Origin of the sequence: Paenibacillus sp. FSL R5-192, from assembly GCF_000517845.1 — a bacterium.
GTDB lineage: Bacteria > Bacillota > Bacilli > Paenibacillales > Paenibacillaceae > Paenibacillus > Paenibacillus amylolyticus.
Map to the genome: position 1 here is coordinate 1 of NZ_ASPR01000014.1, position 14,096 is coordinate 14,096.

The following is a 14,096-nucleotide window of genomic DNA, read 5'->3' on the forward strand; positions in this document are numbered from 1 at the left end:
TGGGAAGGGAGTCCGAGGGGCTCATAGTACCGAAGAACCCAAGGACAACATAACCTTGGGGAGAGAAGGAGCCCTGCTTTGTTTATGCTTTTGGAGGAGGTACGAGTGAGTGAATGCCAATCGGCTAACAACACCAAAGGAAAAAGTTCAACAACTCCAAGAAAAGCTAGGTCATGTGGCCAAGGAGAACAGCAAGCGTAAATTCCATGCCTTGTATGACAAAGTCTACCGGGGAGATGTTTTGTGCGAAGCCTGGAGACGAGTGAAAGCGAACAAGGGAGCAGCAGGAGTAGATGCCATGACGCTGGCAGATGTGGAGGAACAAGGAGAAATGAACTTCCTTAAGGACTGCGAACGAGCGTTGAAAGAAGGCAACTACCATCCGCAGCCTGTACGGCGGCACTATATCCCCAAGAAAGATGGGAAGCAAAGGCCGCTGGGCATACCCACCGTGCGCGACCGAGTCATACAGATGGCAACGAAACTGGTAATTGAACCCATCTTTGAAGTGGATTTTGAGGACGTATCCTTCGGATTTCGCCCAAAACGAAGTGCGAAAGGAGCGCTGGAACGAATTCGGAAAGCCTGCAACCGCAAAGGGAATTGGGTAGTCGACGTCGATATCCAAGGTTACTTCGATAACATTAATCAAGAGAAGCTTATGAAATTGGTGCAGATGCGCATCAACGACAGGCGGATACTGAAATTAATACGGAAGTGGCTTCAGGCGGGAGTGATGGAAGAAGGAAACGTAAGGCGCTCCGATTTAGGAACGCCGCAAGGTGGTGTGATCTCACCGCTTCTGGCGAATATCTATCTGAACTATTTTGACCGACTATGGGAGAAACATGGAAGAGGTCTGGGAGAACTGACAAGGTATGCAGACGACTTTGTAGTCATCTGTAAAACCAAAAAGGACGCCGAGCATGCGTATGAACACATAGGCAAAATTATGGAACGTCTGGAGCTAACCCTGCACCCGACCAAAACTCGCATTGTAGGTCTATGGACAGGAAACGAGGGATTCGACTTCTTAGGAATGCACCACCGAAAAACGAAAGCAGAAACGTCGCAAGGGAAGGTATATTACACCACACAGCAATGGCTAACCAAAAAGGCGGAAGAACGAATTCGTGGAGTCATTAAAGAGCGATTATCCCCACCGAGTATGCGATCTAGATCGTTTGCGGAACATGTGAAATGGCTCAATCCGAAAATTCAAGGGTGGAGAAACTATTACTACACGAGTTACAGCCAAAAGAGACTAGCTAAGCTGGATTGGTATATGTTGCAACGGTTAACACGGTGGTACGCGAAGAAGAGACAACGCAGAAAATGGATGGGTTCAATAGCTGAGGTTAAGTACATCGCCAGTCAATATGAATTAAAAACGCTATTGTAATCTGCATGCCCATGAATGACAAACATCGGAAAGCCGTATGAGGGAAAACCTCACGTACGGTTTGATGAGGAGAGGCTGGGTTTTGCCCAGCCTTTTACTCTAGTAATGTTTTTCCGCTTCGAAGGGGAAATTTTCTAGATCCAAGGTCAAGGAAGAATCCGTTACAATGATCTTGTAAGCGCTTATCGTTTTGGATAGAGAGAGGAGGAGAGACAGAGATCATGATTACAACCAATCAGATTTATCTCGATCAGACATTGCATAGCAAAGAGGATGTATTTGATTTTATATCTGCGGAGGCAGAGCGTTACAGCATCACTACAAACCGTGTACAACTTGCGGCTGATCTGTGGGAACGCGAACGTGTCTACTCCACCGGACTTCAGGATCACTTTGCAATTCCCCATACCCAGAGTGAAGTTGTAACACGTCCGGCAGTGATGGTCATTCGATTGCGTGAGCCCATTGATTGGGAATCTCATGACGGCAAGCCGGTAAAATATATTTTTGCCATCCTTGTGCCTAAAGGTCATGTAGACGTATCCCATCTACAAATTATCTCTTCACTTGCCACCTTATTGCTGGAAGATTCATTCAAAGAGGCCATCGCGGAAGCGGTGCAGCCGGAAGATGTATATGCGTTGCTTCATCAATATACGGAAGGACTGGTGTCATAATGAAAATCGTAGGTGTAACGTCATGTATCGCAGGTCTCGCCCATACCCCGATGGCGGCCAAAGCATTGGAGAAAGCAGCTCAGCAACTGGGTTATGAGATCAAAGTGGAACAGCAGGGAGCCATGGGACAAGTCAATAAGCTGACGGAAGAAGATATTGCTGCAGCGAATTTTGTACTGATTGCAGCGGATCAAACGGTGAAGGACATGGATCGGTTTGGCGATAAAAAAATCGTACGTGTCAAAATCGGTCATGCCGTAAGTCAGGCAGAAGCGGTATTAACCAAAGCCGTCGAGGCTGTGAACGCACAAGCTTAACCCCACCTTCCACATGAGGAGAGAGTACGATGAGAAAATGGTTTGGTGAAGCAAAAACACATCTAATGACAGGTATCTCCTATCTGCTGCCGGTCATTATCGCGGGTTCCCTGGTCGTTGCCATCTGTAAAATTATCGCACTATCGATGGGCATTACCGATCTTGATCCGTACAAGGATGGAAGCGGATTCTTGCATATTTTATATCTCGTGCAAAATGTAGGATGGAGCGGCATCGGACTATTGACGATTGTCCTGTCCGGTTACATTGCCTACTCGATTGCCGACAAACCTGCCCTGGCCGCAGGTCTGATCGGCGGGGTGCTGGCACAGCAGACCAACGCCGGTTTCTTGGGCGCATTAATCTCAGGCTTCTTTGCCGGATACATCACCTTGTGGGTCAAAAACAAAGTCAAGATTACAGGTCCAGCCGCTGGCTCGGTACCGTTAATCATTTTACCGCTGATTACCGTCGGTTTAACCGGATTTCTGATGGCAGTCATTCTGGGTGGCCCGCTGGGCGCGCTGAATGAGTATCTCATTGCTTGGGTTCAAAACATGAGCCAGAGCGGAACGAATACCGTTCTACTTGCGATTATTCTGGGAGCGATGATCGGGTTCGATCTCGGTGGACCTGTAAACAAAGCGGCATGGATGGCAGGCAATGCCCTGTTCCTGTCCGGTGTGTATCTGCCGAATGTATTTATCAACATTGCGATCTGCATCCCACCGCTCGGTTATGGTTTGGCGACATTACTGATGAAGAAACGTTTTTCCAAAACCTATCAGGAAGCGGGAAAAGGTGCAGTGATTATGGGTGTGATCGGCATCACGGAGGGTGCAATTCCGTTCACACTGCGTAACCCTGCCAAAATGATTCTGGTCAACATGTTTGCCTGTGCAACGGGCGCTGCCTTGACTGCACTGCTGGGAGCACATATCATCATGCCACCAATTGGCGGCTTATATGGAGCCGTATCGGTAGGTACCCCAATCGCGTACCTCGCCGGAGGCATCGTCGGCGCACTGATTGTTGCGGGAGGCACCATGCTGGTGAACTTCCGTGATGAAGAAGAGAAACAGCCTGCCAAGACTCAGGAAGCTTCAGTGAAGAAAAACGGGGAAGAAATCGAACTCGTTTTTGACTAAAAGTACATGTTCAAAAAGATCGGTTTTCAGTATCGAGAAGATGGGATGAAGGTAGAAATGGAGTAGCGGAGCGTAGGGGAAACTACGTGAGCAACTACAATGTTTCCGAAGGAAACAACCTTCGTAAGCATCCACTTATTTCGGCTGAATTCCATCTTCGATGCTGATGATGCCAACAGGCATCCCTCGTAATCAAAAGCGGACTTTTTTTGAACAACCTTTAAAAAGCATCTGGAGGGATATAGAGATATGAGTGAGAGAAATCGTACCAAAGTACATGTGATTCCACATACGCACTGGGACCGGGAATGGTATTTTACGACCTCCCGTTCCAAAGTGTATCTCGTCAAACACGTCAAGGAAGTATTGGATGCACTGGAGAATATCGATGGATTCCATTATTACCTGCTGGATGCACAAGGCTCTCTGCTGGATGATTACATCCGCTGGTGTCCCGAAGATGAGGAACGGATCCGCCAACTGGTTTCAGCCAAACGACTGATGACTGGACCTTGGTATACACAGACGGATCAATTGGTTATTTCCAGTGAATCCATGGTCCGAAACCTGTATTATGGTATGAAAACAGCACAAAAGTACGGACATGCGATGAAGGTTGGTTATGTCCCGGATGCGTTTGGACAATCAGCACAGATGCCGCAGATCTATCGCGAGTTTGGCATTGAACGTTTCCTGTTCTGGAGAGGCGTATCAGATAATACGAATCCACATACCGAGTTTACGTGGGAAGGATCGGACGGCAGCCGTGTATTTGCTGTACAGATGCCATTCGGGTATTACTACGGTGGTAACATTCCGGAAAATGAAGAAGATCTGATCCCTTATTTGGAGAAACAGATTGGTGCGCTGGAACGCAAAGCCTCCACCAAACATATCTATTTCCCCAATGGGTTTGATCAGGCGCCTGTGCGATTGAATCTGCCGGAGTTGATTAAACGGTTCAATGCACTGGATACAGAACGCGAATATGTGATGAATGAACCGGAACGTTTTCTGGCGGAGATCGAAGCTGATAGTCAGGATCTGCCTGTACTTCGGGGTGAATTAATGGAAGCCAAGCACATGCGGATTCACAAGTCCATTTTTTCCACCCGTGCGGATCTCAAGCAACAGAATAACCGAATTGAGAATCTGATTGCTAACACGCTAGAACCTGTACTTGCGATTAGCCATTCTCTCGGACATGACTACCCGCACCGTATTGTGGAGGATATCTGGAAGCTGTTGTTTGAGAATGCGGCACATGACAGCATCGGTGGTTGTAACAGTGATACAACCAATCAGGACGTTGCGTTCCGTTACAAACAGGCCTATGATATCGCACTCAATCTGCTCGACCTGCATATGCGGATGATTGCTTCAACGATACAGCAGAAGGAGACATGTGCGTTCACCCTGTTCAACACGCTACCGTATGTGCGAGGTGGGGTTACCGAGATCGAAGCTTATATTCCGGAAGAATCCTTTGTGATTCGGGATACGAAGGGACGCGAGCTGGCCTACACCATTGTAGAAAAAGCAGATCAGACCGATTATGTGCTTGGACAACACATTGACCTGAATCCAAGTCGCAAAGTGCATCTGCCAGAACGCGTATATCGCGCCAAATTGCTGGTGGAACTGCAAGAGGTCCCGGCGATGGGTTACACCCAGATTGTTTTTGATTTCAGTCAGGGCGCTGCACCTGTTATTGAGCGGCGTAACGGAGACACGATTGAAAATGAACATTTCAGCATTGCGCTACAAGCAAACGGCACCTTGCAAATTACAGATAAGCGATCTGGCCAAGTGTATGCGGATCAAATGGTCTTCGAAGATAACGGGGATGACGGAGATTCCTACAATTATTCTCCTCCCGAGCGGGATCTGATTGTTTCTTCGGCAGGTAGCCAGATGAGTGCAACGACCACCCAAACGTCTGTATCTCAGACACTATCCCTGCGTTTCACGCTGGATGTCCCCTACGATTTGGAAGAGCGCGCCGCAGGCATCACGTCGGGAGCATTGCCAATGCAAGTGGAGATATCTCTTCGCAAAGGAGAGAATCTGATCCGTTTCCAGGTTCAGGTGCAGAATGAGGTGTTTAGCCACCGTCTGCGTGTCCTTTTTGATACAGGAATTGCTTCATCCCTATCCATTGCAGATCAACCGTTTGGAGTCATTGCTCGTCCAACCTCATTGCCAGAAGTGGACGTATGGGAGCGCGAACAATGGCAGGAGAAACCGATCACTATTGAAGCGATGCAGAGTTATGCCGGATTGAACAATGGTTCGCATGGTATGGCTGTGATGACGGAAGGTGTACGTGAGTACGAGATTGTTGGCGAGCAAATGGATACCATTGCCCTGACCTTGTTCCGCACATTCGGTTTCATGGGTAAGGAAAATCTCTTGTATCGTCCCGGACGGGCCTCCGGTGAGAAAATTGTGACAACACCTGACGCGCAATTGCTCGGCGAGCTCTCCTTTACCTTTGGCCTGCATATCCAGACTTCTGGATTCGACGAAGCGAATGTGGCCCGTGCTGCGCGTGAATATTTGACACCCATCAGCAGTTATCAGCTATGCGACTTTTTGAATGGACGTCTGATCTTTGCTTTCCGCGATGAGGAACGTGTTCTTGATACAGACTACAGCCTGATGTCGTTCAGCGACGATTCCAACGTGGTGTTAAGCAGTTTTAAGAAAGCAGAGCAGAGTGAGGGTTACATTGTACGTGTCTTCAATCCATATTTGGCGCAGTCTGCAAACGTGAACATACACTTTAATCAACCTGTACATGCAGAGCGTGTATCTCTTGGTGAACAACCCCTGGAGCCTCAGCAGAGGTTAACCGATGGAGAAAAGGTCGTTCGTTTGCCGGAACTCGAACATTGCAAATTAATGACGGTACTTGTATCCATATAAGCTGAACTTTAGTTTGACACAATCCTGATCAGAAGGGAGGTCGGATATCGGTATGATTTTTCCAACTAAACGGTTGAAAAAGCTGTTCCACCTCATTCATGGTGAAGGGCAGGAACAGGCTTGGACGAGCCAAGCACTTGCAGACAGACTAGAGGTTACGGTGCGTACCATTAGGGATGATCTGAAAAAGTTGGATCATATCCTTGCTGGGCATGGTGGGAGCCTGGAATCCAAGCGTGGGCGGGGTTATTCCATTCGTGTGCGTGATGCGAAGCGGTATACTGAGCTGTTGGAGGAACGGAAGGATGATCGGCAAAAAGGTGCGCCAGTACCTGGATCGCCTGATGAGCGTATCCGGTATGAATTGTTCAAGCTGCTTGGTGAACCGGGTCATATCAAGATGGAAGACCTCGCTGATCAGCTGTATATAAGCCGTGCAACGATGAACAATGATCTGAAAATCATTCGTCAGATTTTGGAGAACTACCAGCTTCAGCTTCAGATCAAGCCAGGACATGGGGTAAAGGTTGTCGGAGACGAGCAAAGGTTCCGTTATTGCCTTGCCGAATACGCTGATGCGCGAGATGAAGAACTGGGGCCGGAAGGCGTGACTGCTGCACAGGAACGTTTGTTGTACCCAATCGAACCCGCACACATCCGCGAAATCGTCATTCGCCATGTAGGCCAACAGGATGTTCGTATTGCAGATGTGGCACTGAAAGATCTGATTACGCATCTGGCTGTTATGGTATTACGTATTAAGCAGGGACATGAACTAGAGCAATTCGAGAAAGTGGAGGCGAATGTTCAGGATCAGCAACTTGCGCAGCAGATTATTCAGGATCTGGAGTTGTTATATTCCATTCATTGTCCAGTTGGAGAGCGAGATTATCTGCTGCTGCACATTGTTAGCAAAAAAATGACCGCTACCGATTGGAATGGACTTCGAAGTGACCCGTTATATGTTGCTGTACAGCAGATGCTGGATCATATCTATGATCGGTACACCTATGATCTGCGTGATGATGAACGCTTGCCGAATGATCTCTATGCCCATCTGAAGCCCATGATTACTAGATTGGAACATGGCATGAATATGCGGAATCCACTGCTGGGACATATACGTAAATATTATCCACTCGCCTATGAGATTACGATAAGTGCAGTGAAACAGCTACAGACATATGTACCTCATGAAATCAATGACAGCGAGATCGGTTACTTGGCTCTTCACATTGGTGCAGCTTTGGAACGTAAATACCAGATTCCTCATCGCAAACGGAAATCCGTATTGCTGGTTTGTGGGTCAGGATACGGCACAGCTCGTATTCTTGAATCCAGATTGCGCTCTTTATTTGCCGAGCTGGAGGTCTCTCGTGTAGTTTCGCTAAGAGAGTACGAGGAGATGAGGAGTGTGCCTGAAGATTTGGTCATTTCCACGATCCGGTTACGCGAGTCCAAAGGCAAACCGTCGGCTGTCATTGCTGCGATTCCATCGGAACGCGACATGGCAACGATCACTCATCTGGTGCGAACCAGTGATGAGCAGGAGGAAATGACGCTGCTACGTTACTTTGATCCAGCGTTGTTCATGTTTCGGTCCGATCAGCCTGACAAAATGACACTTATGGCTGAGATGAGCGGAGCACTGTTGGAAAAGGGAGTTGTGACGGAGCAGTTCTGGCCCGCTGTGCAGGAACGGGAAAAGATGGCTTCAACGGCGCTTGGAAGAGGTATGGCGATTCCGCACCCCATGGAGCTGAGTTCAACTCGTACAACCGTATCGGTATGTCTGCTCGAGAAGCCGATTCCGTGGGATGAGGAGAATGAAGTACATGCTGTATTTATGTTATCCATCTGCAAAGAGGATTACGAACAGGCGATGGGGATCTATGATCTGTTTGTAGAGTTGATCCGACAGGAGGAGCAGCTGGAAAGCCTGCGATCCTGCGGCAGCTTCGATGCCTTTGCCCAACTTGTATGCGAAACGTTGAGTCTAAAAAGTACCGAAGCGTATTAATATATAAGTTCACTAAGGATAATTCGACTGACACTCCGATGACAGAATAACCTTCCGATCGCTGTTAACCCCAGATTTTTCTGATCCCCTTTTCGAAAGGGAAAAACCGTCCTTCATCAGATTTGTCTGATAAAGGACGGTTTTTATTCGTTTACACAAACTATTGATTAAATATGTTTGGATATGACTTCTTCCAGTCCTTGAGCGACAGAATGCGCACCCCGCTCCAGATGTCTTTCATACAGATGCAGGCGGACGAAGCTCTCATCCGTTCCCATCGCTTCGGAGAATATTCCACTGAGTCCACGAGCGCGGCGGTCGATCTGTAATAGCAGCTCCAGCGAATCGCCCATCGGATAGAACAGCACTTCCAACTCATCCAGATGCCCACGGAATTTGTTTGTTGGTACAAATTCAAATTCCTGCACAAATGGCAGATTGCCACCCAGCTTTGGTGCATAGTCATTGGTCACTTCACGCAGTTTGAAACCAAGGATATCAATTGCATCGAGCACGGTGTTCATGTCTTTGCTAGGAACAACATGCAGTCTGTCCCGGTCTGAGGGGTCTACAGCACTTGAAATATCGAGGCCCGTCTCCACCCATACCTCTGCACGATGCAGTGTAATTGGCAGATTTTCTGGGAGGTCAAATGAAAAGTCTTTCTCCAATTTGGCTCCAGGCTGTAAGGTGAAACCTTCGGTGAGCAGATATTTGGCTATAACGGCTGTTTCTTTTACTTTACGATCATCGTGCTCCCGTATGTAATGGGTTTTGATTGAAAGATAGATTCGATCTACGTTCTGTTCCACATCTCCACCTTCAATGTACACAACCCCCGAGATGATTCCTCCAGGCGTGACCTCTGGTGTATGCAATTCCGTATTTACTTTGGCTGCTCCAACACCTACACTGGCTAACATTTTCTTGAAAAATGACATGCGCTCTACCTCCAGATCAGATGGTTTATTATATGGGATACATACGGCTTCGACCTTAATACGGAAGCTGGAAGAGAAGCGTTTCATATTTTAGCAAAGATATATCGTATATCCAAACAGGAGAATCGACTTACCTATGTCGAATGTTTAAATAAAGGGATTTTTTGTCAGGAGGAACTCTATGAGCATGGAATGGTACGATATGATTGCACAACGTAATGGGGGATACAAGGGTAGAGCTTTGTATACGTTGGAAGGTAACTCTGCTGAAGATATTTTTGAAGAGCGGTTGATTAAGCTTCTGCCTCAGTATACATCCGTGCTCGATGCAGGCTGTGGACATGGGGAGTTTACGTTGAAAATGTCGGAATATACCGATCACATTATAGGGTTTGATAATTCGGAAGAGATGATAAAGATAGCCCAAAACAGTCTTCATTCAAGCACGAAAACAAATGTGAAATTTGTCTGTGTAAGCACAAAAGAAAAGATGCCATTTGAAGATAAGCAATTTGGTCTGATCTATGATCGCAGAGGTCCAACTTCCATTATTGAGCATGGGAGATTGCTACAAAAGGGTGGAGTTATGATTGGTATTCATACGGATATAACAAAGGTACGTGAGCGTTTGGAAAGAAATGCTTTTAAGGAGATCAAGATTGAGGAATATAACGAGGCACTTATGATTTTCTCAGATGAAAAAGAGTTTGCCATCTTTCTCTCCGATATCCCCGGAAACCCGGATTATACACAGCCTGAGTACCGGGAACAGCTGGAAGTTAAGCTGAAGGAGAACCAGGTTGATGGTAGAATTGCTGTAAGAGAATGCAAGTATATTTGGCAGGCCATAAGGAGGTGAAGCCGATTGAACACAGAATTTTCAGAACAGAAATATGGTGAATCGGGTGTCAAAACCAGCTTCGAGCAGATGGCGAACGGGGAACAAAAATATAAAATGGTAGCAGAAGATGGCAGTTATTATTATAGCGATACATACCATCAAGCATGGATTGAACACCTCTAGTGATTGGACGGCATCACCTGAATTGGATAGGTTAACTCAATCTTTAACAGAGAAGGAGCTACTCCAGAAGTATGTTTAACCAGACGGGAGGATCAGACAGATGCGTAAAAATACAATATTTTGGATTACGGGAATAACGATAATCCTCTTGTTGACTCTGCTCATATACAGCTATGTTATTCCAAGTGTGAGTGCCCAGGATGTTGTGATGGCAGGCACAATCAGGCAGATTGATACGGATGTAGTTGAGGTAGAGTTAGAGATAACGCGAAAAAGAGAAGACAAGGACCAGCATATGGTGTATCCCGTTGTCCCTGGATGGGAAGGGGTCACATTCACTGAAGAACAAGATGATGCGTGGTACATGCCTCCGTCTGTTGGCAGCTCCTATCTTGATCAAGTCATTCTGGAAAAGTATCTGAAGGCGCAGGGGAAAACCATGAAATCAGCTGATAATCTGATAGGATTTGCGATACCTGATGAGATAGGGAGCTACAAGTTGCGGTTAACGCTCAGATCTTTGGATGGAACGACTCAGCCGCTTGAGAATCCCGTGGTGTATTATGTTCACAACGAGCATTTGTTAGGGAAGGATCTGAGTTGGGTTACGAGTGAGAATCTGGAGATCAATAAGGAGTAATCAGAATGATGAATGTATATGAATCGAATGAAATCACTGTACGTTTCTTGGACACAGAAGACGAACAACATCTGGTGAAGTGGCTGTCAGACCCGGAAGTTCTTCAATACTATGAAGGGCGTGATCGGCCGCATGATCTGGAACAGGTGAGAGAGCATTTTTACAATCTAAAAGATGATGCTACTCGTTGTATCGTTGAGTATGGAGGACATCCGATTGGATACATTCAGTTCTATGAGCTTGAGGAAGAAGAGCGAACGGAGTATGGTTATGGAGACACGGATGAGATCATCTATGGAACGGATCAGTTTATTGGTGAGGTAGAATACTGGAATAAAGGCATTGGTACACAGTTGATGCAATCCATGCTGGCTTATCTGATTAATGAAAAACAAGCCCGTAAAGTGATTATGGACCCTCAATCCTGGAACTTAAGAGCGATATCCTGTTACGAGAAATGTGGTTTCCAAAAGATTAAGCTGTTGGAGAAACATGAGCAGCACGAAGGACAGATGCGAGACTGTTGGCTTATGGAATATGCCCTGTAGATCCTGTTTAAAGTTATTTGAATCATGTAAACAAGGAGGAATAATGGATGGATGAAAGATTTCCGATAGGAGCATTTGTACACACGGGTGAAGTTACTTTGGCACAACGGGAGAAGTGGATTCAGGACATTGCTGAGTTGCCTGAACGCGCACGAGAAGCGGTAAAGGGATTGAGTGAAGAGCAATTAAGTCTACCGTATCGAGAAGGTGGATGGATGCTCAAACAGGTTATTCACCACATGGCAGACAGCCATATGAACAGTATGATTCGTTTCAAGTTGGCGCTGACAGAGGATATACCAACGATTCGGCCTTATTATGAAGAGCGCTGGGCTGAACTGAGTGATTCAAGAGACCTGGATGTCGAATTCTCGCTTCAGATTCTGGATGCCCTCCATCGTCGTTGGGTGTTTCTGTTAAACGCGCTGACAGATGCAGATTATGCCAAACAATTTTATCATCCCTCATCGGAAGAAACGACAAGACTGGATTACAATCTGGGCATGTATGCTTGGCATGGCAAACACCATGTTGCTCACATCACATCGCTTCGGGATAGATTGGGAATATAGCTATTAGAAATATCTTTTAAGGAGGATTCATCAATGAGTGTACATATCAGACTATTAAATGAGAACGATCCTGTAATCATATCAAAGGCGTTTCAGGAGCAGGGTTGGGGGAGATCCCCTGAGCAGTATCTTCATTACTTGGCTGAACAACAGAATGGGGAACGCGTAACCTTGGTAGCCGAGTTGAATGGAGAATTTGCCGGATACGTGAATGTATTGTGGAATTCCAGCTACCCGTCTTTCAGGGAACAAGGCATTCCCGAAATTAACGATTTTAATGTACTAATGAAGTTCCAGCGCCAAGGTATTGGTTCACGGTTGATGGACCGAGCAGAGGAAGTTATTCTGGAACGAACGGATGTAGCAGGCATTGGTGTAGGCGTGTTTTCCGATTATGGCAAAGCGCAAGTTCTATATGCCCATCGCGGGTACATACCAGACGGTCACGGTGTATACAAACATGATCATTACATTCAGCCGGGTGAAGAAACGATTATGGACGACGATGTTGTACTTTATCTTACGAAGAAGTTAAAAGCCACGCAATAAGTCTAATGTGTAGTTAGTATTTGCAAAGAAAGATGATAAAAAAGCTGTCTTGCATGTTATACTCTATTGGAATTTGAGGAATGATAAGCAGGATGTTGAGAGATTAGATGATCAGAGGAGTGATTGATCCATGTTTAGCAAAGTCGGCCAGATTATGTTGTATGTCAACAATCAAGATGAATCACTGGAATTTTGGACGGAAGTTGCAGGATTCCACATTGTGGATGAAGTAAACCTTGATGAGGGCATGAGATGGATTGAGATTGCGCCTACTCCAGACTCGCAGACAAGCATTATACTCCATGACAAAGAGTTCGTTGAACGGATGTCGGCGGGTGTAAATCTGGGCACACCTTCGTTAATGTTCTTCACCGAAAATCTGGATCAGTTATATGCCGACTTGGCTGGTAAACATGTAACGGTTGGAGAGATTGTCGAGATGCCAACGGGGCGTGTCTTCAACTTTGCTGATAATGAAGGAAATTACTTTGCAGTCTTGGAACGGGCGAAGTAAGTTACAACACAAAACCCCAACGATTGTAAGCGATCGACATTCATGTCGGTCGTTTTTTTGTTATGGCTTTAGCCAGTTGAGTGCGTGAAACGCGCGAAACAAAAAACCACCCGCTATGCGGGTGGAGGGATCGAGGGTTTGACCACCAAGACCATTCCGATAAAATTGAGATGTTCAGGCTCAAAAGAAAGGAATGGTCTTAGATGGCAAACAAGAGCTATAGCCTAGCTCACACAAAGTGGATGTGCAAATACCACATTGTATTTACCTCGAAGTATAGACGGAAAGAAATCTATAATCAAGTGAGAAAAGATTTAATCGAAATTTTCAAACGTCTGTGTAAGTAAAAGGGAGTAGAAATTATAGAAGGTCACATGATGCCCGATCATGTTCACATGTTGGTAGCGATTCCACCGAAAATGGCAGTCTCCACGTTCATGGGATATCTAAAGGGAAAAAGTTCACTAATGATATTCGAGAAGCATGCCCAGCTCAAGTATAAATACGGCAATCGAAAGTTTTGGGCAGAAGGGTACTATGTGAGTACAGTGGGCCTAAATGAAGCAACGGTAAGAAAGTATATTCGTGAACAAGAAGCACATGATCAAGCGTTAGATAAGCTGAGTGTAAAAGAATACGAAGATCCATTCAGCAGTAATTGGAGCAAAAAGAAGTAAAACCAGTTTAACTGGTGAGTGAAAGTGACAAATAACACTGAGCCTGAACAGCCCTGCTGTCAGGCTAGCGTCTTTAGGCGCAGTTTGGCAACAGGGGGTTATACCCCAAGAGCAAACCACCCGTTGGACGGGTGGTCCT

Annotated in this window: 14 protein-coding genes and 1 pseudogene; 14 read left to right on the forward strand and 1 reads right to left on the reverse strand. The window is 46.2% G+C overall.

The genetic code is table 11. The features are described from left to right. Positions 1–109 precede the first annotated feature (109 nt). The 6 genes from ltrA (at position 110) to C161_RS08440 (ending at position 8,492) form a co-directional block, all read left to right on the forward strand. Entirely contained in the window at positions 110–1,402 is a 1,293-nt protein-coding gene (gene ltrA / locus C161_RS08415) for a group II intron reverse transcriptase/maturase (RefSeq protein WP_036669585.1), read from the forward strand. A 221-nt stretch (positions 1,403–1,623) separates the two neighbouring features. After that, entirely contained in the window at positions 1,624–2,079 is a 456-nt protein-coding gene (locus C161_RS08420; protein ID WP_036669587.1) for a PTS sugar transporter subunit IIA, read from the forward strand. After that, positions 2,079–2,396: a PTS fructose transporter subunit IIB gene (locus C161_RS08425; protein WP_036610328.1), complete on the forward strand. Its 318-nt coding sequence runs from the start codon at positions 2,079–2,081 to the stop codon at positions 2,394–2,396. The genes C161_RS08420 and C161_RS08425 overlap by 1 nt, the downstream gene beginning before the upstream one ends. A gap of 29 nt (positions 2,397–2,425) precedes the next feature. After that, complete coding sequence (locus C161_RS08430) at positions 2,426–3,544, forward strand: PTS fructose transporter subunit IIC (RefSeq protein ID WP_036669590.1); 1,119 nt, start codon at positions 2,426–2,428, stop codon at positions 3,542–3,544. A 249-nt stretch (positions 3,545–3,793) separates the two neighbouring features. Further along, positions 3,794–6,472, forward strand: coding sequence for a mannosylglycerate hydrolase (gene mngB, locus C161_RS08435; protein WP_036669593.1), 2,679 nt, complete (start codon positions 3,794–3,796; stop codon positions 6,470–6,472). Between the two features lie 52 nt (positions 6,473–6,524). Next, the gene (locus C161_RS08440) at positions 6,525–8,492 is read left to right on the forward strand and encodes a BglG family transcription antiterminator (protein WP_036669597.1); all 1,968 of its coding nucleotides are present in this window, start codon (positions 6,525–6,527) and stop codon (positions 8,490–8,492) included. Between the two features lie 167 nt (positions 8,493–8,659). Here the strand turns inward: C161_RS08440 and C161_RS08445 are convergent, their stop codons facing one another. After that, positions 8,660–9,433: a sporulation protein gene (locus tag C161_RS08445; RefSeq protein WP_036669599.1), complete on the reverse strand. Its 774-nt coding sequence runs from the start codon at positions 9,431–9,433 to the stop codon at positions 8,660–8,662. Positions 9,434–9,614: 181 nt separating this feature from the next. On the opposite strand from C161_RS08445, the gene C161_RS08450 reads away from it, so the two are divergent. From C161_RS08450 to tnpA, 8 genes and pseudogenes are all read left to right on the forward strand, one after another. Continuing rightward, complete coding sequence (locus C161_RS08450) at positions 9,615–10,292, forward strand: class I SAM-dependent methyltransferase (RefSeq protein WP_036669601.1); 678 nt, start codon at positions 9,615–9,617, stop codon at positions 10,290–10,292. Positions 10,293–10,298: 6 nt separating this feature from the next. Beyond that, on the forward strand, positions 10,299–10,457 hold the full coding sequence (locus tag C161_RS32305; protein ID WP_156946096.1) for a hypothetical protein: 159 nt from the start codon (positions 10,299–10,301) through the stop codon (positions 10,455–10,457). 100 nt (positions 10,458–10,557) lie between these two features. Then, a complete protein-coding gene (locus tag C161_RS08455) occupies positions 10,558–11,097 on the forward strand; it encodes a hypothetical protein (protein ID WP_036669603.1) in 540 nt (179 codons plus the stop codon). An 8-nt stretch (positions 11,098–11,105) separates the two neighbouring features. After that, positions 11,106–11,645 carry a GNAT family N-acetyltransferase gene (locus tag C161_RS08460; RefSeq protein WP_036670958.1) on the forward strand — a complete coding sequence of 180 codons (540 nt, stop codon included), beginning with the start codon at positions 11,106–11,108 and terminating at the stop codon, positions 11,643–11,645. A 47-nt stretch (positions 11,646–11,692) separates the two neighbouring features. Next, positions 11,693–12,217 (forward strand): YfiT family bacillithiol transferase, encoded by a 525-nt coding sequence (locus tag C161_RS08465; RefSeq protein ID WP_036669605.1) that lies wholly within the window; start codon positions 11,693–11,695, stop codon positions 12,215–12,217. Between the two features lie 33 nt (positions 12,218–12,250). Then, entirely contained in the window at positions 12,251–12,766 is a 516-nt protein-coding gene (locus C161_RS08470) for a GNAT family N-acetyltransferase (protein WP_036669607.1), read from the forward strand. Between the two features lie 130 nt (positions 12,767–12,896). After that, positions 12,897–13,280, forward strand: a complete 384-nt coding sequence (locus C161_RS08475; protein ID WP_036669609.1) for a VOC family protein — start codon at positions 12,897–12,899, stop codon at positions 13,278–13,280. 203 nt (positions 13,281–13,483) lie between these two features. After that, positions 13,484–13,957: pseudogene (gene tnpA / locus C161_RS08480) on the forward strand (IS200/IS605 family transposase). Positions 13,958–14,096: the final 139 nt, after the last annotated feature.

What these genes read in the sequence shown, in the direction of transcription:
- C161_RS08420 (WP_036669587.1), top strand. Translation starts at nt 1,624, where the DNA reads ATGATTACAACCAATCAGATTTATCTCGATCAGACATTGCATAGCAAA.
- C161_RS08425 (WP_036610328.1), top strand. Translation starts at nt 2,079, where the DNA reads ATGAAAATCGTAGGTGTAACGTCATGTATCGCAGGTCTCGCCCATACC.
- C161_RS08430 (WP_036669590.1), top strand. Translation starts at nt 2,426, where the DNA reads ATGAGAAAATGGTTTGGTGAAGCAAAAACACATCTAATGACAGGTATC.
- mngB (WP_036669593.1), top strand. Translation starts at nt 3,794, where the DNA reads ATGAGTGAGAGAAATCGTACCAAAGTACATGTGATTCCACATACGCAC.
- C161_RS08440 (WP_036669597.1), top strand. Translation starts at nt 6,525, where the DNA reads ATGATTTTTCCAACTAAACGGTTGAAAAAGCTGTTCCACCTCATTCAT.
- C161_RS08445 (WP_036669599.1), bottom strand. Translation starts at nt 9,433, where the DNA reads ATGTCATTTTTCAAGAAAATGTTAGCCAGTGTAGGTGTTGGAGCAGCC.
- C161_RS08450 (WP_036669601.1), top strand. Translation starts at nt 9,615, where the DNA reads ATGAGCATGGAATGGTACGATATGATTGCACAACGTAATGGGGGATAC.
- C161_RS08455 (WP_036669603.1), top strand. Translation starts at nt 10,558, where the DNA reads ATGCGTAAAAATACAATATTTTGGATTACGGGAATAACGATAATCCTC.
- C161_RS08460 (WP_036670958.1), top strand. Translation starts at nt 11,106, where the DNA reads ATGAATGTATATGAATCGAATGAAATCACTGTACGTTTCTTGGACACA.
- C161_RS08465 (WP_036669605.1), top strand. Translation starts at nt 11,693, where the DNA reads ATGGATGAAAGATTTCCGATAGGAGCATTTGTACACACGGGTGAAGTT.
- C161_RS08470 (WP_036669607.1), top strand. Translation starts at nt 12,251, where the DNA reads ATGAGTGTACATATCAGACTATTAAATGAGAACGATCCTGTAATCATA.
- C161_RS08475 (WP_036669609.1), top strand. Translation starts at nt 12,897, where the DNA reads ATGTTTAGCAAAGTCGGCCAGATTATGTTGTATGTCAACAATCAAGAT.